General features: G+C 56.1%; 21 protein-coding genes. 11 read left to right on the top strand and 10 right to left on the bottom strand.

The window, feature by feature from the left end; all coding sequences use genetic code 11:
- The first annotated feature begins 108 nt into the window (after window positions 1–108).
- The 6 genes from JGF26_RS16670 to JGF26_RS16645 all read left to right on the top strand — a co-directional run bounded on the left by JGF26_RS16670 (window position 109) and on the right by JGF26_RS16645 (window position 5952).
- Window positions 109–1275 carry an iron-containing alcohol dehydrogenase gene (locus JGF26_RS16670; protein ID WP_134708415.1) on the top strand — a complete coding sequence of 389 codons (1167 nt, stop codon included), beginning with the start codon at window positions 109–111 and terminating at the stop codon, window positions 1273–1275.
- On the top strand, window positions 1268–2152 hold the full coding sequence (locus tag JGF26_RS16665; protein WP_134708414.1) for a dihydrodipicolinate synthase family protein: 885 nt from the start codon (window positions 1268–1270) through the stop codon (window positions 2150–2152). The genes JGF26_RS16670 and JGF26_RS16665 overlap by 8 nt, the downstream gene beginning before the upstream one ends.
- 76 nt (window positions 2153–2228) lie before the next feature.
- Entirely contained in the window at window positions 2229–3641 is a 1413-nt protein-coding gene (locus tag JGF26_RS16660; protein WP_028017421.1) for a sodium:solute symporter family protein, read from the top strand.
- Between the two features lies 1 nt (window position 3642).
- The gene (locus JGF26_RS16655) at window positions 3643–4806 is read left to right on the top strand and encodes an exo-alpha-sialidase (protein WP_134708413.1); all 1164 of its coding nucleotides are present in this window, start codon (window positions 3643–3645) and stop codon (window positions 4804–4806) included.
- Window positions 4803–5273 (top strand): YhcH/YjgK/YiaL family protein, encoded by a 471-nt coding sequence (locus tag JGF26_RS16650; RefSeq protein ID WP_028017423.1) that lies wholly within the window; start codon window positions 4803–4805, stop codon window positions 5271–5273. Before JGF26_RS16655 ends, JGF26_RS16650 begins: the two co-directional genes overlap by 4 nt.
- A gap of 1 nt (window position 5274) precedes the next feature.
- The gene (locus JGF26_RS16645) at window positions 5275–5952 is read left to right on the top strand and encodes an SDR family oxidoreductase (protein WP_028017424.1); all 678 of its coding nucleotides are present in this window, start codon (window positions 5275–5277) and stop codon (window positions 5950–5952) included.
- Here the strand turns inward: JGF26_RS16645 and JGF26_RS16640 are convergent.
- Both JGF26_RS16640 and JGF26_RS16635 read right to left on the bottom strand, forming a co-directional pair.
- Window positions 5949–6740, bottom strand: a complete 792-nt coding sequence (locus JGF26_RS16640) for a PhzF family phenazine biosynthesis protein (protein ID WP_134708412.1) — start codon at window positions 6738–6740, stop codon at window positions 5949–5951. The genes JGF26_RS16645 and JGF26_RS16640 overlap by 4 nt on opposite strands.
- Before the next feature lie 27 nt (window positions 6741–6767).
- Window positions 6768–7556 (bottom strand): PhzF family phenazine biosynthesis protein, encoded by a 789-nt coding sequence (locus JGF26_RS16635; protein ID WP_108089927.1) that lies wholly within the window; start codon window positions 7554–7556, stop codon window positions 6768–6770.
- A 177-nt stretch (window positions 7557–7733) separates the two neighbouring features.
- Between JGF26_RS16635 and JGF26_RS16630 the strand changes: the two genes are divergently transcribed.
- Window positions 7734–8930: a sugar transporter gene (locus JGF26_RS16630; protein ID WP_128347735.1), complete on the top strand. Its 1197-nt coding sequence runs from the start codon at window positions 7734–7736 to the stop codon at window positions 8928–8930.
- Window positions 8931–8976: 46 nt separating this feature from the next.
- Here the strand turns inward: JGF26_RS16630 and JGF26_RS16625 are convergent, their stop codons facing one another.
- On the bottom strand, window positions 8977–9642 hold the full coding sequence (locus JGF26_RS16625) for a MarC family NAAT transporter (protein ID WP_028017428.1): 666 nt from the start codon (window positions 9640–9642) through the stop codon (window positions 8977–8979).
- 256 nt (window positions 9643–9898) lie between these two features.
- Between JGF26_RS16625 and marR the strand changes: the two genes are divergently transcribed.
- From marR to marB, 3 genes are read left to right on the top strand one after another with little or no spacing between them, the layout of a single operon-like run.
- Complete coding sequence (gene marR, locus JGF26_RS16620; RefSeq protein WP_028017429.1) at window positions 9899–10333, top strand: multiple antibiotic resistance transcriptional regulator MarR; 435 nt, start codon at window positions 9899–9901, stop codon at window positions 10331–10333.
- 20 nt (window positions 10334–10353) lie between these two features.
- Entirely contained in the window at window positions 10354–10734 is a 381-nt protein-coding gene (gene marA, locus JGF26_RS16615; RefSeq protein ID WP_008502237.1) for an MDR efflux pump AcrAB transcriptional activator MarA, read from the top strand.
- 32 nt (window positions 10735–10766) lie between these two features.
- Window positions 10767–10973, top strand: a complete 207-nt coding sequence (marB, locus tag JGF26_RS16610) for a multiple antibiotic resistance protein MarB (protein WP_028017430.1) — start codon at window positions 10767–10769, stop codon at window positions 10971–10973.
- A 42-nt stretch (window positions 10974–11015) separates the two neighbouring features.
- Here marB and eamA read toward each other — a convergent pair whose 3' ends face one another.
- Window positions 11016–11921: an O-acetylserine/cysteine exporter gene (gene eamA, locus JGF26_RS16605; protein WP_028017431.1), complete on the bottom strand. Its 906-nt coding sequence runs from the start codon at window positions 11919–11921 to the stop codon at window positions 11016–11018.
- 193 nt (window positions 11922–12114) lie between these two features.
- Between eamA and ydeE the strand changes: the two genes are divergently transcribed.
- Window positions 12115–13308, top strand: coding sequence for an efflux MFS transporter YdeE (gene ydeE, locus JGF26_RS16600; protein ID WP_108089930.1), 1194 nt, complete (start codon window positions 12115–12117; stop codon window positions 13306–13308).
- A gap of 46 nt (window positions 13309–13354) precedes the next feature.
- Here the strand turns inward: ydeE and zinT are convergent, their stop codons facing one another.
- From zinT to urtA, 6 genes are read right to left on the bottom strand one after another with little or no spacing between them, the layout of a single operon-like run.
- Window positions 13355–13996, bottom strand: a complete 642-nt coding sequence (gene zinT, locus JGF26_RS16595) for a metal-binding protein ZinT (RefSeq protein ID WP_134708433.1) — start codon at window positions 13994–13996, stop codon at window positions 13355–13357.
- 52 nt (window positions 13997–14048) lie between these two features.
- Entirely contained in the window at window positions 14049–14747 is a 699-nt protein-coding gene (gene urtE / locus JGF26_RS16590; protein WP_049007235.1) for an urea ABC transporter ATP-binding subunit UrtE, read from the bottom strand.
- Window positions 14748–14756: 9 nt separating this feature from the next.
- The gene (gene urtD, locus JGF26_RS16585) at window positions 14757–15554 is read right to left on the bottom strand and encodes an urea ABC transporter ATP-binding protein UrtD (protein WP_028017435.1); all 798 of its coding nucleotides are present in this window, start codon (window positions 15552–15554) and stop codon (window positions 14757–14759) included.
- The gene (gene urtC, locus JGF26_RS16580) at window positions 15554–16627 is read right to left on the bottom strand and encodes an urea ABC transporter permease subunit UrtC (protein ID WP_028017436.1); all 1074 of its coding nucleotides are present in this window, start codon (window positions 16625–16627) and stop codon (window positions 15554–15556) included. Before urtC ends, urtD begins: the two co-directional genes overlap by 1 nt.
- A complete protein-coding gene (gene urtB, locus JGF26_RS16575) occupies window positions 16627–18201 on the bottom strand; it encodes an urea ABC transporter permease subunit UrtB (protein WP_134708411.1) in 1575 nt (524 codons plus the stop codon). The genes urtC and urtB overlap by 1 nt, the downstream gene beginning before the upstream one ends.
- 24 nt (window positions 18202–18225) lie before the next feature.
- On the bottom strand, window positions 18226–19497 hold the full coding sequence (gene urtA, locus JGF26_RS16570) for an urea ABC transporter substrate-binding protein (protein ID WP_134708410.1): 1272 nt from the start codon (window positions 19495–19497) through the stop codon (window positions 18226–18228).
- Window positions 19498–19635: the final 138 nt, after the last annotated feature.

The following is a 19635-nucleotide window of genomic DNA, read 5'->3' as shown; positions in this document are numbered from 1 at the left end:
AGATCAAGTTAATCAGTTTGCGAATAAATTATAAATTTAGCTACACGATGACCATGAAGCGTCTTGTTTGAGCGAAATCAATCATGGACCCAGAGACAGGAGAAAAGCGTGGTAACTATTAACAGCACCATAATTAGCGGCGCGAACGCCATCGCCGCCATCAGGCCGTTACTGACTGACAAAGCGCAGCTCTTGCTGGTGACGGACGGCAATATTGCGCGTCTGGAGGCGGCAAAGCAGATCCGCGCGATCCTCGAAGAGGACAACCGCCGCGTCACGATTATCGATACGGTGCCGCCTGAACCCTCACACCATGACGTGAGCCAGCTGCTTGCCGGGTTAACGGGAACGTTTGGGCTGGTCGTCGGGCTTGGCGGGGGTAGCGTCCTGGATGTGGCCAAGCTGCTTTCGGTGCTCTGCCACCCGCAGTCACCGGGGCTGGACAGCCTGCTGGCGGGAACAAAACCCGTGGCGCGCATCTCCTCGCTGCTGATCCCGGCCACTGCCGGAACCGGATCGGAAGCTACGCCGAACGCCATTCTGGCCATCCCGGAGCAAAACACGAAGGTGGGCATTATCTCCCCCGTCCTGCTGCCTGACTACGTCGCCCTGCTGCCGGAGCTGACCACCAGCATGCCCGCGCATATTGCCTCATCCACCGGAATCGATGCCCTGTGTCATCTGATTGAGTGTTTCACCTCAACGGTTGCCAACCCGGTGAGCGATAACGCCGCGCTGACGGGACTGGCTAAGCTGCTGAACAACATTGAAACGGCCTGCGCCGAACCGGGAAATCTGCTGGCGAAGCTGGAGATGCTGTGGGCGTCTTATTACGGCGGGGTTGCCATTGCGCATGCAGGCACGCACCTGGTTCACGCCCTTTCCTATCCGCTCGGCGGTAAATATCACCTGCCGCACGGCGTCGCTAATGCCATTCTGCTGGCACCCTGCATGCGAGCGGTTCGCCCCCACTGCGTGACGAAATTTGCGCAGGTATGGGATTTGGTGCCCGGTGCGGATACGGCGCTGTCAGACGAAGAGAAATCCCACGCGCTGGTGGAGTACTTTGCCGCGCTGGTTCGCAGGCTCAACCTGCCGGACAACCTGGAGGCGCTGGGCGTACCGCGCGACGACGTCCCCTCCCTGAGCGATGCGGCCCTTAACGTTAAGCGACTAATGAACAACGCCCCTTGTCAGGTCAACCACGACGAGGTGCAGGCGATTTACCGGACACTGTTTCCCAACATGAATAGCCAGGGAGTGAATCATGCATAACAACATCAGGGGCGTACTGACGGCCATCGTGACCCCCTTTGACACGGAAGGCGCGCTGAACCTGTCGGGCCTTAAACAACAGATCGATCGTCAACTTAATGCTGGTAACGGCATCTTCTGCGGCGGCACAAACGGCGAGTTCTTCGTGCTGAACGAAGAAGAAAAAATCGCCGTTACCCGTACCTGTGTGGAAACGGTTGCCGGGCGCGCCCCGGTAGTGGCGCACATTGGGGAAATCTCGACCCGTGAAACCATCCGCCTCGGAAAACAGATCGCCTCGCTGGGCGTCGACGCCGTTTCCGTCATTACCCCTTACTTCGTTCCGCTGAAGCAGGCTGAACTCGTCGCACATTACACCGCTATCGCCGACGCGCTAGACGTCCCGGTATTTCTGTACAACATTCCGGCGCGTACCGGCAACACCATCGAGCCCGCTACCGCACGCGCGCTGGCCGAGCATCCGAACATTATCGGTATTAAAGACAGTGCCGGAAGTTACGAGAGCCTGAGCGGATTCCTCAATGCGGTGAGCGACATTGGCGGATTCGACGTGCTGAACGGCCCGGATTCGCTTATCCATCAGGGCTTCGTCGACGGATGTTCAGCCTGTATTTCCGGGCTGGCGAACGTGGCGCCGGAGGCCATCAACGCCATCTGGTCACGCTTTAACGCGGGTGATATTGACGGTTCTCGACTGGCGCAGGAGCGCGTCACCCAGCTTCGCACCGAGCTTTACAACGTGGCGTTTTCGCCTGCCGCAGTCAAAAAAGCGCTGCAGATCATGGGGGAAGACGTCGGAGAAAGCCGCTATGCCGTGGCGTTTAGCGAGCAGCAGTGCCAACAGATACGCCGAATAGTGACGACGTCACTTAACTAAACGGCGTTTGTTTCGTCAATAAGAATACCGGGTGCCTGAGGTGCCCAGGATTCACTCGCCCTGAAGAGAGGCAAAGATGAATAATTTTACCGCTGAAGATACCCTGATCATTGTGGGCATAGTCATTGCCTACATCCTGTTCACCACCTGGCTGACCTTTCGGATCCGCAGTAAAAACTCCGGCGACTTTATGGAAGGCTCCCGCGCGATGCCGGCGTTTATCGTCGGGATCCTGCTGATGTCCGAGTATATCGGCGCTAAATCCACCATCGGTACCGCGCAGGCGGCGTTTGAAGACGGGTTTGCCGCGTCATGGTCCGTTATCGGGGCCGCGATTGGCTTCCCGCTCTTTGGCCTGTTGCTGGTGAAGCGCATCTACAACACCGGGAAAATCACCATCTCGGGTGCGATTGCTGAAAAATACGGTAACAGCACCAAAAACATTATCTCCATCATCATGATCTACGCCCTGCTGCTGGTTAACGTGGGGAACTACGTCAGCGGCGCGGCGGCCATTTCCACGGTACTGAAAGTCAACCTCCCGGTGGCCGCCTTTATTACGGCCATTGTCAGCACCTTCTATTTCGCCTTTGGCGGCATGAAGGGCGTGGCCTGGGTTACGGTGCTGCACAGCGCGCTGAAATACTTCGGCATCCTCGCCATCATGGGCTTTGCGCTGTCGAAAACCGGCGGTTTTACGCCGATGATTGAAAACATGCCGGACTTCTACTGGACTTGGGATGGCAACATCGGCGCGTCGACCATTTTCGCGTGGCTGATTGGCACCATCGGCTCCATCTTCTGTACCCAGTTTGTCATTCAGGCGATTTCCTCCACCAAAGACGTGAAATCAGCCAAACGCTCTACCTGGGTTGCCTTCTTCTTCTGCCTGCCGATCGCGCTGGCCATCGCGGTGATTGGCGTGGCGGCAAAATACCTGCACCCTGAGATCGACAGCCTCTATGCGATGCCGATTTTCCTGCAGGATATGAACCCGTGGCTGGCCGGCCTGGTAACCACCTCTCTGGTGGCGTCCATCTTCGTCAGCGTCAGTACCGTTGCGCTGGCCATCGCCTCCCTGGTGGTCAAAGACTTTTACGTGCCGATGCGCAACCCGACGCCCGAGCAGGAGTTTAAGGCCACCCGCTGGATCTCCCTGTTGATTGGCTTCCTGCCGCTGATTTTTGTGCTGCTGGTGCCTGAAGTGCTGAAGCTCTCGTTCTTTACCCGCGCCATTCGCCTGTCGATTTCCGTGGTGGCCGTCATCGCGTTTTACGCCCCGTTCTTCCGCAGCACCCGCGGGGCCAATGCGGGCCTGATTGGCGCCTGCGTCGTGACCTCGGTCTGGTATCTGCTGGGCGATCCTTTCGGCATCAACAATATGTATATCGCCCTGATAACCCCAGCCGTCATCATGGCGATCGACCGCCTCATTCCGGGAAAAGCGCAGGGTAAAGCGCCAACCCCCGCTCAAAATAATGGAGTCTGATATGTCTGTAACCGTAACTCGCGACGGGATTCTTCGCCCGCAACAGGACGCTCACGTGAAGGCCGCCATGCTGCCTTCCTCTTGCCCACAAAACCACGCGGCGAACCTGCTGCCGCTGCCGGACGGCTCGCTGATGTGCGTCTGGTTTGGCGGTACCCAGGAAGGCATTGCGGATATCTCCGTATGGGGGTCACGCCTGGCGCAGGGCAGCAAGCAGTGGAGCGATGCGGTAAAACTGTCGGACGATGCCACGCGTTCCGAACAAAACCCGGTTCTGTTCCTGGCCCCGGACAACATGCTGTGGCTGCTGTGGACCGCGCAGGTTTCCGGGAATCAGGACACGGCCATCGTGCGCTATCGCCAGTCCCGAGATCTGGGTAAAACCTGGGGAGATATCGCCACCCTGCTCGATAAACCGGGCACGTTTATCCGCCAGCCGATTGTCGTGCTGGACAACGGCAGCTGGCTGCTGCCGGTGTTTTACTGCCGCACGCGGCCAGGTGAGAAATGGGTAGGCAATGACGACATAAGCGCGGTAAAAATCTCCGAAGACGGTGGCAAAACGTGGCGCGACGTCGAGGTGCCGGACAGCCTGGGCTGCGTGCATATGAACATCACTCCGCTTCTCAACGGCACGCTGGTCGCCCTGTTCCGCAGCCGCTGGGCGGACAATATTTATTACAGCCAATCAACCGATAACGGTGAAAGCTGGTCCGTACCGGAGCCCACGGAGCTACCCAATAACAACTCGTCTATCCAGGTGACCACGCTTGCGAGCGGTGAGCTGGCGCTGGTGTTTAACCCCATGAGCGCCGCCGGCGCGCGGGAACGTCGGGCCTCACTATACGATGAAATAGACGATGGCGACGGGCGCAAAGAGCCGGTTGTCACCCACGGTCGGGCTGCCTTCTGGGGTGCACCGCGCGCGCCGATGACCGTCGCCATTTCGCCGGACGGTGGTCAAAGCTGGCCGTGGCAACGTCATCTGGACGAGGGGGATGGCTACTGCATGACCAACAACTCTCTGGAAAAGCTCAACCGCGAATTCTCCTATCCCAGCATCAAGCAGGGTCCTGAAGGGGATCTGCATATCGCGTATACGTACTTCCGTCAGGCCATCAAATACGTGCGGGTGACGCCAGAATGGGTCAAGGAGTCAGTATGATTATCGGACATCTCAACGCCCTGCCGCTGGCAGGGCTCCCGCCGGCGCTGTACGCCCTGCTTTCGCGCCCGGACTGCACGCTTAAGGCGCTCAGCGAACGCAATGACGGGCGCTGGCAGCCAGACGATGCGCCATGGTTTTGTCACGTCGGCCCGGCGAAAACCCAGCCGCGCGCCGAGCGGCACACGGAGTATCATCATCAGTGGGCGGATATCCAAATCGTGTTAGCCGGTGAAGAATACATATACGCTGGCGCGCTTCCCGCAGGCAGGCCGGGTGACGAAGAGCGTAAGCCGGATCTCTTTATTGCTTCATCCGCCGGGCACAGCGTCAGGATCCGCCTGGCCGCAGGCGACTTTGCAGTGTTTTGTCCCGGTGAACCTCACCAGGCGCTGTGCGCCGCAGAGGCACCGATGACCGTGCGCAAAGCGGTGTTTAAAATTCCGCGCGCGATGCTGGAGGTATGACATGCGCCACGCCGTCGTTACCGGAGCCAGCTCCGGAATTGGGGAGGCCATCGTTAAGCGTTTGCTGGCGGAGGACTGGCAGGTCACCGGGCTGAGCCGACGGGCCGTGATGCCGTATACCCCCGGCTTCACCTGCCTTCAGGTGGATATCACCGACCCGGACGCCCTGAGCCGCGCCATGCACACCATCGCTACGCCTCGGGCGGTGATCCATGCCGCCGGGATGATGGCCGCCGCGCCGCTGGGCCAGCTGGAAAGCCGCGTTAGCGAGTCCCTGTGGCAGCTCCACGTCATGGCCTGTGAGGCGTTGTTTAACCATTTTGCCCCCGCAATGGCCCCGCGTGGACGGCTGGTGGCGATAGGCAGCAGAACCTCCCGCGGGGCAGCAGGACGATCGCAGTATGTTGCCACCAAGGCGGCGATGGTGGGAATGGTCAGAAGCTGGGCGGCGGAGCTGGCCCCGCGCGGGATCACCGCTAACGTGGTCGCGCCGGGCGCCACCCATACGCCGATGCTCAGCGCGCCGGGGCGGGAAACCTCGCCCCCCAAATGTCCGCCAATCGGGCGTTTAATCTCGCCAGAGGAGGTGGCGGGACTGGTGAGTTTCTTGCTTAGCGACGACGCCGCCGCCATCACCGGCCAGGAGATGGTGATATGCGGCGGCGCCTCACTCGGCTAGCGCAGGAAGATGCGCCCTTTCAGATACAGGGTCGCCTGGCCACCAATCAGCACGCGGTCGCCCTTCAGCTCGCAGCGCAGGTCCCCGCCACGGTACGATACCTGGCGGGCGTTCAGTGACGTTTTACCCAGCTTTTCGCTCCAGTACGGGATCAGCATGCTGTGGGCAGACCCGGTGACCGGATCTTCTGGTACCCCTTCCCCCGGGCAGAAGAAGCGGCTGACGAAGTCATACTGCTCTCCCGGCGCCGTCACGCAGACCATTTTATCCAGCGGAAGCATCGCCCCAATATCTGGCGTTAACGCTTCCACCTGTTGCTGGCTCTCCAGCACCACCATGTAATCGCGTCCGACGCGCACCTCTTTCGCCTCTGGGATGCCCAGCGCGCTAAGCAGCACTTCGGGTGGGTTTTCCACGACTTCTGTCGTCCACGCGGGGAAGTTCAGCGTCAGCCAGTCGCCGCTGCGTTTGACGGTCAGCTCGCCGACAAAGCGCGTGGTGAAGGTGATTTCGGTATGAGGGTAATCAAGGTATTCGAAAATAACGTGTGATGCCGCCAGCGTGGCATGGCCGCACAGGTTAATTTCATCCAGCGTGGTAAACCAGCGCAGCTCAAACCCGTCGTCGGTTCGTACAAAAAAAGCTGTCTCAGACTGGTTATGCTGCTGCGCCATTTTGAGCAGCGTCTCGTCCGGCAACCACTCTTCCAGAGGACACACTGCTGCAGCATTGCCGCCAAACGTTTTGTCACTAAAGGCATCCACCAGATAAAATTCAATTTCCTGCATTGTCTCTTCCTCTCTTGTTATGGGTATTCAGCGCAGAAAAACTGTGCCTTTTAAATAAAGTGCTGCCTGGCCGCTCATCAGCACGCGTGAGTCTTTCAACTCGCAGCGGACATCCCCGCCGCGTGCGGAAACCTGACGAGCAAGCATCGTCGTTTTACGCAGTTTTTCACTCCAGTAAGGAATGAGCATCGTATGTGCAGAGCCGGTAACCGGATCTTCCGGGACGGACACCCCCGGCGAGAAGAAGCGGCTGACAAAATCATATTCACCGTCTCCCCGTGCCGTTACCGTCACTTTATGTTCGCCTGGCGTCATCGCGGAGATGTCTGGCGCGAGCGCTTCGACCTGCTGGCGATCGTCCAGCACGATGAGCCAGGCCCGGCCTTTACGGGCTTCAGCGTAGTGGCTGATCCCCAGGGCCGAGAGCATCTCCGGTGGGGGCGTCTCTTCATGAGTTGGGCATGCCGGGAAATCCAGTGTCATCCAGTCACCTTCACGGCTTACTGTCAGGCGGCCAGATGCGGTATCAAAGTGGATCCGCGAGTCGGGATAATCCAGTTCGGTAAACAGGACATACGCCGCCGCCAGCGTGGCGTGACCGCAGAGATTCACTTCCGTAAGAGTGGTAAACCAGCGTAGCTCAATCCCCCCTTTACTGCAGACGAAAAAAGCCGTCTCCGACTGATTATGCTCTTGCGCCATTCTCAGCAAGGTCTCATCGGGTAACCATGTCTTCAACGGGCAAACCGCTGCCGGATTGCCGCCAAAGGTTTTGTCACTGAAGGCATCAACCAGATAAAAATCAATCTCCTGCATTGTCTTACCGCCTGTTTTTATTATGTTGTTCTTTTATATTCAATGAAAACGACGTTCCCGGCTACCGCTTTCATAAGGTAAATATTGAGATCTGCATCACATAATGATTGAGTTTTCACCATTTAACGTTTTAAGATCGACATCTCTTCTTTTCAGCAACGAATCTCCGACATCCCTATGACAACGAACACAGTTTCCCGCAGAGTTGCGTGGCTACGGGTGGTCACGCTGGCTATTGCCGCATTTATTTTTAACACCACAGAATTTGTTCCGGTTGGGCTGTTGTCTGATATCGCGGAAAGTTTCCAGATGGAAACGGCGCAGGTGGGCATTATGTTGACCATCTACGCCTGGGTGGTGGCGCTGATGTCCCTGCCGTTTATGCTCATGACCAGCCAGATGGAGCGGCGTAAGCTGTTAATCGGTCTGTTTGCGTTGTTTATTGCCAGTCACGTTTTGTCGTTTATGGCGTGGAGCTTTACCGTGCTGGTCATTAGCCGCGTCGGTATTGCCTTTGCCCACGCTGTGTTCTGGTCAATTACTGCGTCTCTGGCTATACGGCTGGCACCGGCCGGTAAACGAGCCCAGGCGCTGAGCCTGATTGCCACCGGTACGGCGCTGGCGATGGTATTGGGTCTGCCTATTGGCCGCATCGTAGGGCAATATTTCGGCTGGCGTACCACCTTCTTCGCCATCGGCATGGGGGCACTGATCACGCTGGTTTGCCTGATCAAACTGCTGCCGACGCTGCCAAGCGAACATTCTGGCTCGCTGAAAAGCCTGCCGCTGCTGATGCGTCGCCCGGCGTTACTGAGTATCTACCTGCTTACCGTCATTGTGGTGACGGCGCATTACACGGCGTATAGCTACATTGAGCCGTTTGTACAGGTTGTGGCGGGCTTTAGCGCCAACTTTGCCACGGTATTACTGTTGATCCTTGGTGGAGCGGGCATTATTGGCAGCATTCTGTTTGGTAAGCTGGGTAACCAGCATGCCTCCACTCTGGTGAGTAGTGCCATTGGCCTGCTGCTGGCCTGCCTGCTGTTACTGATGCCCGCGGCGGGAAGTGAAAACCATCTGGCGATCCTCAGCCTGTTCTGGGGGGTGGCGATCATGATTATTGGTCTGGGCATGCAGGTGAAAGTCCTGGCCCTGGCACCCGATGCGACGGACGTCGCCATGTCACTGTTCTCGGGGATTTTTAATCTGGGCATTGGCGCGGGCGCGCTGGTGGGAAATCAAATTAGCCTGCATGTGTCGATGTCGGCGATCGGCTATCTGGGAGCCATCCCTGCGCTGGTAGCGCTGATCTGGTCAGTGCTGATCTTCCGTAAATGGCCGGTGGCGCTTGAAGAACACAGGCAGCACGGGTGACGTTTGTTTGTGCCGGGTGAGGCGAAGCCGCCACCCGGCAATGAAATTAATGGTAAGTTTTAATAATCTCCAGTACGCCGTTAATAATAAACTGCACGCCCATACAGACCAGTAAGAAGCCCATCAGACGGGAAATCGCTTCGATACCGCCCTTGCCTACCCAGCGCATAATGGCGCCAGAACTGCGCAGTGACACCCACACGATAATGCCTATAATCGCAAAAATCAGCGGTGGCGCAACCGTCAGTACCCAGTCCGGGAAGGTTGCGCTGTCACGCACCGTGGATGCGGAACTGATGATCATCGCGATGGTACCCGGCCCCGCCGTGCTCGGCATGGCAATTGGTACAAAGGCGATATTCGCACTCGGTTCGGTTTCCAGCTCTTCCGATTTACTGGTCGCTTCCGGTGACTCATGCGCTTTTTGTGCCGGGAACAGCATACGGAAACCGATAAAGGCCACAATCAGCCCCCCGGCGATACGCAGGCCAGGGATAGAAATCCCGAAGGTGTTCATCACCAGTTGTCCGGCGTAGTAAGCCACCATCATGATGGCGAATACATACACGGAGGCCATCATCGACTGATGATTACGCTCGGCGCTGTTCATGTTCCCCGCGAGCCCGAGGAAGAGCGCAACCGTCGTTAACGGGTTGGCCAACGGCAGCAATACCACCAGCCCAAGACCAATTGCTTTAATCAAATCCAACATAGTGCGTTGTTGTCCTTATTCATATTTAACACAGCAATTATAGGGGGAAAGTGTGACGTTCAGCCATCTGCTCAACGTAACGATTATTTTCCTCCGTGAATAATTACTCCTGGTTATCTATTTGATTTGAAAGACCTCAAAAAACGTACATGAAACGTTTTAGCAATTCGTGGCATCGGTTAATTCATTCAGTTGACTTATACTTGCCTGAGCAATAATATCTGCCGTGACTAAACTACTTGCCAGGGCAACCATTGTGAAAAGCACCAGTGATCTCTTTAACGACATTATTCCACTGGGTCGTCTTATTCATATGGTCAATCAGAAAAAAGATCGCCTGCTCAATGACTACCTGTCACCGCTGGATATCACCGCAACACAGTTCAAAGTGCTGTGTTCCATTCGCTGCGAAATGTGTATCACGCCGGTTGAGCTGAAAAAGGTGCTCTCTGTCGATCTGGGTGCGCTAACCCGCATGCTGGATCGTCTCGTCTGCAAAGGATGGATAGAACGAAGCCCTAACCCGAATGACAAACGCGGCGTACTGGTGAAACTCACCGAGGATGGCGCAGCGATGTGCGAACAATGTCATCAATTAGTAGGACAAAAATTACATCAGGAACTCACAAAAAACTTAACGGCAGATGAAGTGGCAACCCTTGAGCTTTTGCTTAAGAAAATACTGCCGTAATCAGAATAAGAGGTATGACGATGTCCAGACGCAATACTGACGCTATTACCATTCATAGCATTTTGGACTGGATCGAAGATAACCTGGAATCGCCGCTCTCCCTTGAAAAAGTGTCCGAGCGTTCAGGTTACTCCAAATGGCACCTGCAACGGATGTTCAAAAAAGAGACCGGCCATTCATTAGGTCAATATATTCGCAGCCGCAAGCTGACAGAAATTGCCCAGAAACTGAAAGAAAGCAATGAGCCGATCCTTTATCTGGCGGAGCGTTACGGATTTGAATCGCAACAAACCCTGACGCGTACGTTCAAGAACTACTTTGACGTGCCGCCTCATAAGTACCGAATTACCAGCGTGCCGGGCGAATCCCGATACCTGTATCCGTTAAAACATTGTAGTTAATCATCGCCTTTAAAGACGTAACCGAGGAAATCATGAAAGCTATCGCCTCCGCCGCCCTCGCCTTGCTGGTGCTGTTCTCCAGCCAGACCTTCGCGGAGCAAACCCCTCGTGCAACGCAGCAAAATAATCCTGATACGATGATTTTGCCGTCAGCACATGACCGGTCACCCTACGATTTCAACCACATGGGTGCAGGTAGCGACAAGTCCGACGAATTAGGCGTGCCTTATTACAATTAGCACGGCCTCTGATTCGTTTTGCCCCGCAGATGCGGGGCTTTTTTATGCCTTTCCACTGACCCGCGTCGCCCGACGCACGCGCAAACCAAAGACATTAATATACAACCCGGCCATGATCAGCACAGCGCCAAGCAGCTGCAGCGCGCTCAGCGTTTCATTCAGTAAGAGTGCCGCACTGGCAAGCCCCACCACCGGAACCAGCAGCGACAGCGGTGCGACGCGCCAGGTTTCATACTTGCCAAGCAGTGACCCCCAGATCCCATAGCCGATAATAGTGGCGACAAACGCCAGGTAGAGTAGCGACAAAATCGTGGTGAGATCGATTTCAACCAGGCTGTTCAGCATCACATCCGGACCATCCAGAATAAACGACGCCGCCAGAAACGGGATTATCGGGATCAGCGCACTCCAGACCACCAGCGACATAACAGCCGGGCGCGCCTCATGCTGCATGATCAATTTGTTGAAGATATTCCCGCAGGCCCAGCTCAGCCCCGCTGCCAGCGTCAGCATAAAGCCGAGCAACGCCACATCCTGACCGTTCAGACTGGCCTCAATCAGTACCAGCACGCCAAACACCGCGAGCGTGATCCCCGCCAGCTGTTTGCCCTGCAAACGCTCACCAAACACAAACGCGCCGAGGATAATGGTAAAGAACGCCTGCGCCTGTAACACCAGCGAGGCAAGACCGGCCGGCATTCCGAACTTGATGGCACAGAAGAGAAAAGCGAACTGGCCAAAGCTGATGGTCAGGCCATAGCCCAGCAGCAGTTTCAACGGGATTTTAGGACGGGCGACGAAAAAAAGCGCCGGGAACGCCACCAGCATGAAACGTAAACCGGCCAGCATCAGCGGGGGCATGTTGTGCAACCCCAGCTTGATGACCACAAAATTGAGCCCCCATACTACGACCACCAGCAACGCCAGCAGCCCGTCTTTACGCGTCATACCCTGCCCCTGAATTATTAATTATTTGTTAACACTTCAAGGTAACAGAAAAAAGCACGCTGCGAGAAGATCATTAATTCTGGCAGTCAGGCGAAGCACTTACGGATAAATTGGGTGCTATACAAGCCCCTTATGTCGTGATACTCCTTTTAGAACACAACATAAAAAGCATAAGCAATTGTCGGGCAGGAATATGAAACCATCTCTCAGGCGCTCAACCGCAGCGCTGCTGGCATCGTCATTGTTGTTAACAATCGGTCGGGGGGCAACGCTGCCGTTTATGACCATTTATCTCACGCGCGTCTATAGCATGAGCGTCGAGAATATTGGTTATGCCCTGACGATTGCGCTGACTATCGGCGTGGTGTTCAGCCTGGGGTTTGGCATTCTTGCCGATAAGTTTGATAAAAAACGCTACATGCTGATCGCGATCGTGGCTTTTATTGCCGGATTTGTCGCGATCCCGTTGGTCGATAACGTCACGCTGGTGGTGCTGTTCTTTGCGCTGATCAACTGCGCCTATTCCGTCTTTTCAACGGTGCTGAAGGCCTGGTTCTCCGACGTGCTCACCGCAAGTCAGAAAGCGCGTGTCTTCTCGCTGAACTACAGCTTCCTGAATATTGGCTGGACGATCGGGCCGCCCATTGGCACCCTGCTGGTGATGTACAGCCTGCAGCTGCCGTTCTGGCTGGCCGCCTTCTGTGCCGCACTGCCGCTCGGATTTATCCATTTCTTCGTGCAAAAAAGCGTCGCACTGGATACCACCGAGGAGAAAATGCCCTGGCAGCCTTCAGTGTTGTTGAAAGACCGCGCGCTGTTCTGGTACACGCTCTCTGGCCTGCTGGCGTCCTACGTGGGCGGATCGTTCGCGAGCTGTATTTCGCAATACGTTCTGGCCGCGCATGCAGACAGTGATTTCGCTGAAAAAGTGGTCGCCGTGGTGCTGCCCGTCAACGCCGCCGTGGTGGTGACGCTGCAATATGCGCTGGGTCGCAAGATCTCTGCCAGCAATATTCGCCCGCTGATGACCCTCGCGACCCTGTTTTTTATTATGGGACTGGGCGGCTTCATGCTCTCCGGAGAAAACCTGATTTACTGGGGTATTGCTGCCGCCATCTTTACGCTCGGCGAAATCATCTATGCACCGGGTGAATACATGTTGATCGACAATATCGCTCCACCAGGAATGAAAGCGAGCTACTTCTCCGCGCAGGCGCTGGGCTGGCTCGGCGCAGCGGCAAACCCAATGATCACCGGTATAATCCTGACCAACCTGCCGCACTGGTCGTTATTTGTGATTATGATGGTCGCCATTGTGATTGCCTGGCTGATGATCTTGCGCGGGATGAGCGTGAAGGCGTGGTGCGAGTCACCCAACGTAGCGTAGCACGTGTAGGCCGGGTAAGGCGTTGCCGCTACCCGGCCGTAAAGCATCAATGGTGTAACATCTCCTCCACCACCTGCTCTTTGTACATCTCGTTCGGGTAGTAGGTCGGCCAATTATCCATCTCTTTCAGCAGCGCCTCGTGGGAGGTGTTGCCCGTGAAAATATGGAAGTGCGAAGAGGCCTTCGGTCCGATGGTATGGTCGCTGAACTGCACGAATTTCGGCGCCTTGCTGCTGGTGTCCTTGCACTCAAACAGATAGCGAACGCCTTTCTTACCTGACGCGTAGGTCAGGATTTTGTAGCCGCTGTAATCATAATGACAGCGGCTAACCTCTTTACCTTTGTGAAATTCCATAACGTTATTTTCAATGCCGATGGCATCCACATCCGTCGCATATCCCGTGCGGTAGTAGGCTTTCACCTCATCAAAGGATTTGCTTTTATCCTTCTGCGCTTTCTGCCTAAAGACCGGATCCAGCGAACCATCGAGCAGGAACGGATAGACCGACTGCCAGGTACCGTCCCAGTCAGACAGCGCTCTGTCCTTCACGTCTTTATCCTCAAACACGCCGTTCGCCGCCTTCTGTTCCGCTTCGGTCATCTGATGGCCGTGCGAGTGAGCAAACAGCTGGCCGCTGACCAGCAGCGCCCCCAGAGTCATGGCAAATTTTCCAATATGTGCAGCCAACATAACATCCTCATTCCGTTTGATAAGAATGCGAATGTTATATTATAACATTTCAAATCGCAACCAGGCCGCGAACGCCCTCCTGCTCCATGTTTTCACCTCGTCCGCGCTGAATGATAGTGCCGCGCGACATCAGCAGATAGCTGTCAGCCAGCCCGGCGGCAAAATCATAAAACTGCTCGACCAGCAGGATCGCCATATCGCCCCGATCCGCCAGGGTGCGGATCACCTGACCTATCTCTTTTATGACAGACGGCTGTATACCTTCGGTGGGTTCATCGAGGATCAACAATTGCGGGCGGCTTGCCAGCGCTCGACCAATCGCCAGCTGTTGCTGTTGTCCTCCGGAGAGATCGCCCCCGCGACGCTGTTTCATCTCTTTAAGCACCGGGAACAACTGCCAGATCTCTTCCGGAACATGCTTTGCATCGCGGGCAGAAAACCGCGACAGGCCAAGCAGCAAATTTTCTTCAACGGTTAAGCGAGGGAAAATTTCACGCCCCTGCGGGACATACGCCACGCCAGACTGCACCCGCTGGTGCGGCTTGCTATAGGTGATTTTTTTGCCCTGCCAAATCACCTCCCCGGTTTTCGCCGGGATCAGACCCATAAGGCACTTCAGCAGCGTAGTTTTCCCGACGCCGTTACGCCCCAGCAGGCAGGTGACTTCGCCAGTGATGGCTTCAAAGCTCACGCCGCGCAGAATATGGCTGCCGCCATAATATTGATTCAGTTCGTTAACCTGTAACATCACCGCTCCTTAGCGTCCCAGATAGACTTCAATCACCTGCTCATTGGCCTGCACCTCGCGAAGCGATCCCTCCGCCAGCACGCGCCCCTGGTGCAGTACCGTCACGTGATCGGCAATGGTTTCTACAAAGCCCATATCGTGCTCCACCACCATCAGAGAATGCTTGCCCGCCAGCGTTTTGAACAACTCAGCGGTATATTCGGTTTCCGCATCGGTCATCCCGGCCGCCGGCTCATCCAGCAACAACAGATGCGGATCCTGGACCAACAGCATACCGATCTCGAGGAACTGTTTTTGCCCGTGCGAAAGTAGCCCGGCCAGGCGGTCACGTTCACTACTCAGCCGCAGCAAAACCAGCATTTCATCAATCCGGTCGCGTTGTTCACCGTTGAGTTTTGCCCGCAGGCTCGCCCACACGGATTTATCGGTTTTCATGGCAATCTCAAGGTTTTCCCACACCGTTAGCGCTTCAAATACCGTCGGTTTCTGGAATTTTCGGCCAATCCCCTGACGGGCAATGGCGGCGGGCTCAAGCAGCGTCAGGTCAATAGACTGGTCATAAATCGCTTTGCCGCTTTTCGGCCGTGTTTTGCCAGTGATGACATCCATCAGCGTGGTTTTACCTGCACCATTGGGACCAATCACGCAGCGCAACTCGCCCACGCCGATGTTCAATGTGAGATCCGTCAATGCCTGAAATCCATCAAAGTTAACGTTGATCTTTTCCAGTTGCAGCACAGGGTCAGTCTGCTCACGGTAGCGATCGCCAGGTAACTGGCGGGTGAATAATCCTTCAGCTGGCTGCATTACTTCTCTCCCTTACGAAACAGACCGTAAACGCCGCGTGGTAAAAACAGGGTCACGGCGATAAAAATCATCCCGAGAAACAGTTGCCAGTATTCCGGCATCGCGACCGTGAAAACACTCTTTGCCCCATTCACCAGCGCAGCGCCTATCACCGGCCCCACCAACGTGCCACGTCCGCCCAGCGCTACCCAGATTGCCGCTTCTATCGAGTTTGTCGGCGACATCTCTCCTGGGTTGATAATGCCCACCTGCGGAACGTAGAGTGCCCCTGCAAGGCCACACAGCACTGCAGAAAGTGTCCACACCAGCAGCTTGAACCCGCGAGGATCGTACCCGCAAAACGTCAGGCGGTTTTCGGCATCCCGTACGGCAGTCAAAATACGGCCAAACTTGCTCTTCGCCAGTGCAAATCCGGTGCCTAACGCCAGGAGCAGCAACAATACGGTCGCCAGAAACAGCGCAATACGCGTGGTCGTTTCCGTCACCGAAAACCCCAGCAACGTGGTGAAACCGGTAAAGCCGTTATTACCGCCAAAACCGGTTTCGTTGCGAAAGAACAGCAACATCCCCGCATAGGTCAGCGCCTGGGTCATAATTGAGAAGTAGACCCCTTTGATCTTCGAGCGGAAGGCAAACCAGCCAAACACCAGCGCCAGCAGGCCAGGCACCATGACAATCAGTACCAGCGTCCAGGCAAAGTACTGGGTTCCCCACCAGAACCACGGCATTTCGGTCCAGGAGAGAAACGACATAAACGCGGGCAAACCGTCACCTGCGGCCTGGCGCATCAGGTACATGCCCATCGCATAGCCACCCAGCGCGAAGAAAATACCGTGCCCAAGGGACAACATTCCGGCATAGCCCCACACCAGATCCAGCGCCACCGCAACGATGGCGTAGCAGAGGATCTTACCGATAAGCGTCAGCATCCAGGTTGATAACGCCAGCGGATGCGTGGCAGGGAGTAAGGCAAAAAACGGCAATATCAGCAGACACGCCACCAGCAGGCTGCCGACAATCTGAATGGTTCGTGGCGCTTTACGCGCCAGCGTTAAGGTGAGTGGCTGGCTCATCAGTCAATAACCCTCCCTTTCAGTGCAAACAACCCCTGCGGTCGTTTCTGAATAAACAGAATGATCGCCACCAGAATCAGAATCTTGCCCAGTACCGCCCCCATCTGCGGCTCAAGGATTTTATTAAAGATCCCAAGACCAAAGGCTGCGGCCACGCTGCCTGCCAGCTGGCCTACGCCACCGAGAACGACCACGAGGAAAGAGTCGATGATATAGCCCTGACCCAGCTCTGGCCCGACGTTCCCAAGCTGAGATAACGCCACGCCGCCTAACCCGGCAATGCCTGAGCCAAGCCCGAAAGCCAGCATATCGACACGCCCCGTCGGCACCCCACAACAGGCAGCCATGCTGCGGTTTTGTGTCACCGCACGCACGTTAAGCCCCAGACGGGTTTTATTCAGAATCAGCCAGGTGAAGAACAGCACCAGCAGCACGAATCCCAGCACCACTATGCGGTTCCACGGCAACGTCAGGTTAGCAAAGACCTGCACGCCGCCAGACAACCATGCCGGGTTTGCCACCTCCAGATTCTGTGCGCCAAAGGTCATGCGCACCAGCTGGATGAGCATCAGGCTGATGCCCCAGGTTGCCAGCAGCGTTTCCAGCGGACGACCGTACAGGTGACGGATCACGGTACGCTCCAGCACCATCCCGATGCCCGCCGTCAGGCAGAACGCCACCGGCAACGCGATAATCGGATAGAGCGCCAGCCACTGGGGAGCAAGCCCGGCCATCACCTGCTGCACCATCCATGTAGCGTACGCCCCGAGCATTAGCATCTCACCGTGGGCCATATTGATTACCCCCAGCAAACCGTAGGTGATAGCAAGACCCAGCGCGGCCAGCAGCAGCACCGATCCCAGAGAGAGTCCCATAAACGCCTGTCCCAGCAGATCGCCCCACATCAGGCGATGCTTAATCTGGCTAAGGCTCTCTTCTGCGGCAGCGCGAACGCCAGCATCAGGCTCGGTCTGCACCTGCGCAAACGGTGTTAGCTTTGACTGCACATCCGGATCGTCGGACTGACCTAACAGCTCGACTGCCTTGCGGCGCACCTCTGCCTGCGGACTTGCCAGTTGAAGATTCGCCACCGCCAGCAGCAGCGCCTGGCGCGCCACATCATCGGTTTCACTCACAACCCGCGTTTGCAGGAAACCGAGCATGCCGGGCTGAGCGTCACGCTGAAGCTGGCGAGCCGCAGCACGTCTTTCAGTGACACTGTCACTCACAACCTGATGTGTAGCAATGGCTGTTGCGGCAAGCACCCGCAGCCGGTTGGTCAGACGCACGGCTTTGGTTGGCCCCTCTGCAGTTTTGGTTTCCCCCAGCGGCATGATGTCGCCATTACGTTGCACAAACGCGTGCTTTTGGCTGTCGGTGTAGAGGTTTTCATCTTGCAGTGCCTGAAGCAGCGGCAACCTTGCGGCATCCGGCGCTGCGGCCCACTGCGTCAGCAGGTCAGCCTGCTGGCTGCGACTGGCGGCAACAAAACGATCGGCATCCGATGCCTGCGCCATCCCTGGCAGCAGACCGGCAAGCCACACAATAGCGACGATCGTGCGCATGACGTTCATGGATTATCTCCCTGCGGTAATGGCTCAGTTGCTGGCGGTTTTCATCGGCTGATCGGGCATTTTGTCATTCCCGGCAATGAACGGGCTCCACGGCTGGGCACGTACCGGCTGTTCAGTCTGCCACACCACGTTAAACTGACCGTTCCCTTCAATTTCACCGATCATGACCGGCTTATGCAGGTGATGGTTGGTGGCATCCATGGTGAGCGTAAAACCTGAAGGGGCTTTAAATGACTGGCCTGCCATCGCCGCGCGCACTTTATCTACATCGGTAGAACCGGCTTTTTCCACCGCCTGTGCCCACATATGGATGCCCACGTAGGTGGCTTCCATCGGGTCGTTGGTCACCACGGTATCGGCATTCGGCAGCTTGTGCGCTTTTGCATAGGCTTTGTAATCCGCCACGAACGCCTGGTTGGTCGGGTTATCCACAGACTCAAAGTAGTTCCACGCAGCCAGGTTGCCGACCAGCGGTTTGGTGTCTATCCCGCGCAGCTCTTCTTCACCCACGGAGAATGCCACTACCGGCACGTCGGTCGCTTTCAGGCCCTGGTTGGCCAGCTCTTTGTAGAACGGTACGTTGGAGTCTCCGTTGATGGTCGATACCACGGCGGTTTTACCGCCTGCGGAGAATTTCTTAATATTGGCAACAATAGTCTGGTAGTCGCTGTGACCAAACGGGGTGTAAACCTCTTCGATATCCTTATCCTCGACACCTTTCGAATGCAGGAAGGCACGCAGGATCTTGTTGGTCGTACGGGGGTAAACGTAATCGGTACCTAACAGGAAGAAGCGTTTTGCCCCACCGCCGTCTTCACTCATCAGGTATTCCACCGCCGGGATCGCCTGCTGGTTCGGTGCCGCGCCGGTATAGAAGACGTTCGGTGACATCTCCTCGCCTTCATATTGCACCGGATAGAACAGCAGGCCGTTCAGTTCTTCAAACACCGGCAGAACCGATTTACGCGACACCGATGTCCAGCAACCGAACACGACCGCGACTTTATCCTGGCTTAACAGCTGGCGAGCTTTCTCAGCAAACAGCGGCCAGTTCGACGCCGGGTCAACCACTACCGGTTCCAGCTTTTTACCCAGTACGCCCCCTTTGGCGTTGATCTCATCGATCGTCATCAGCGCAACATCTTTCAGCGGGGTTTCGGAGATAGCCATCGTGCCGGACAAAGAATGCATAATGCCCACTTTGATGGTATCGGCCGCTTGCACGCCAAAACTCATTCCCATAGCAACAACAGAAGCTGACAACGCGAAGGCTTTCAATAAGGTACGACGGTGCATATTTTCACTCCTGAAAAAGAACGCTGTGCGAAGACGTCCGTTACGGCGTGGACGCGGAAAAAAATGTGCCAGCTAAGCAGGAGCAAAAAGGATGCCAGAATGGAAAAAGCGCGATTGCAGGGAAAGTGAAAGCAGGAT

The sequence above is a fragment of the Enterobacter sp. E1 genome, from assembly GCF_016809815.1.
Taxonomy (GTDB): domain Bacteria; phylum Pseudomonadota; class Gammaproteobacteria; order Enterobacterales; family Enterobacteriaceae; genus Enterobacter; species Enterobacter adelaidei.
This window is presented reverse-complemented; position numbering and strand designations above follow the sequence as displayed.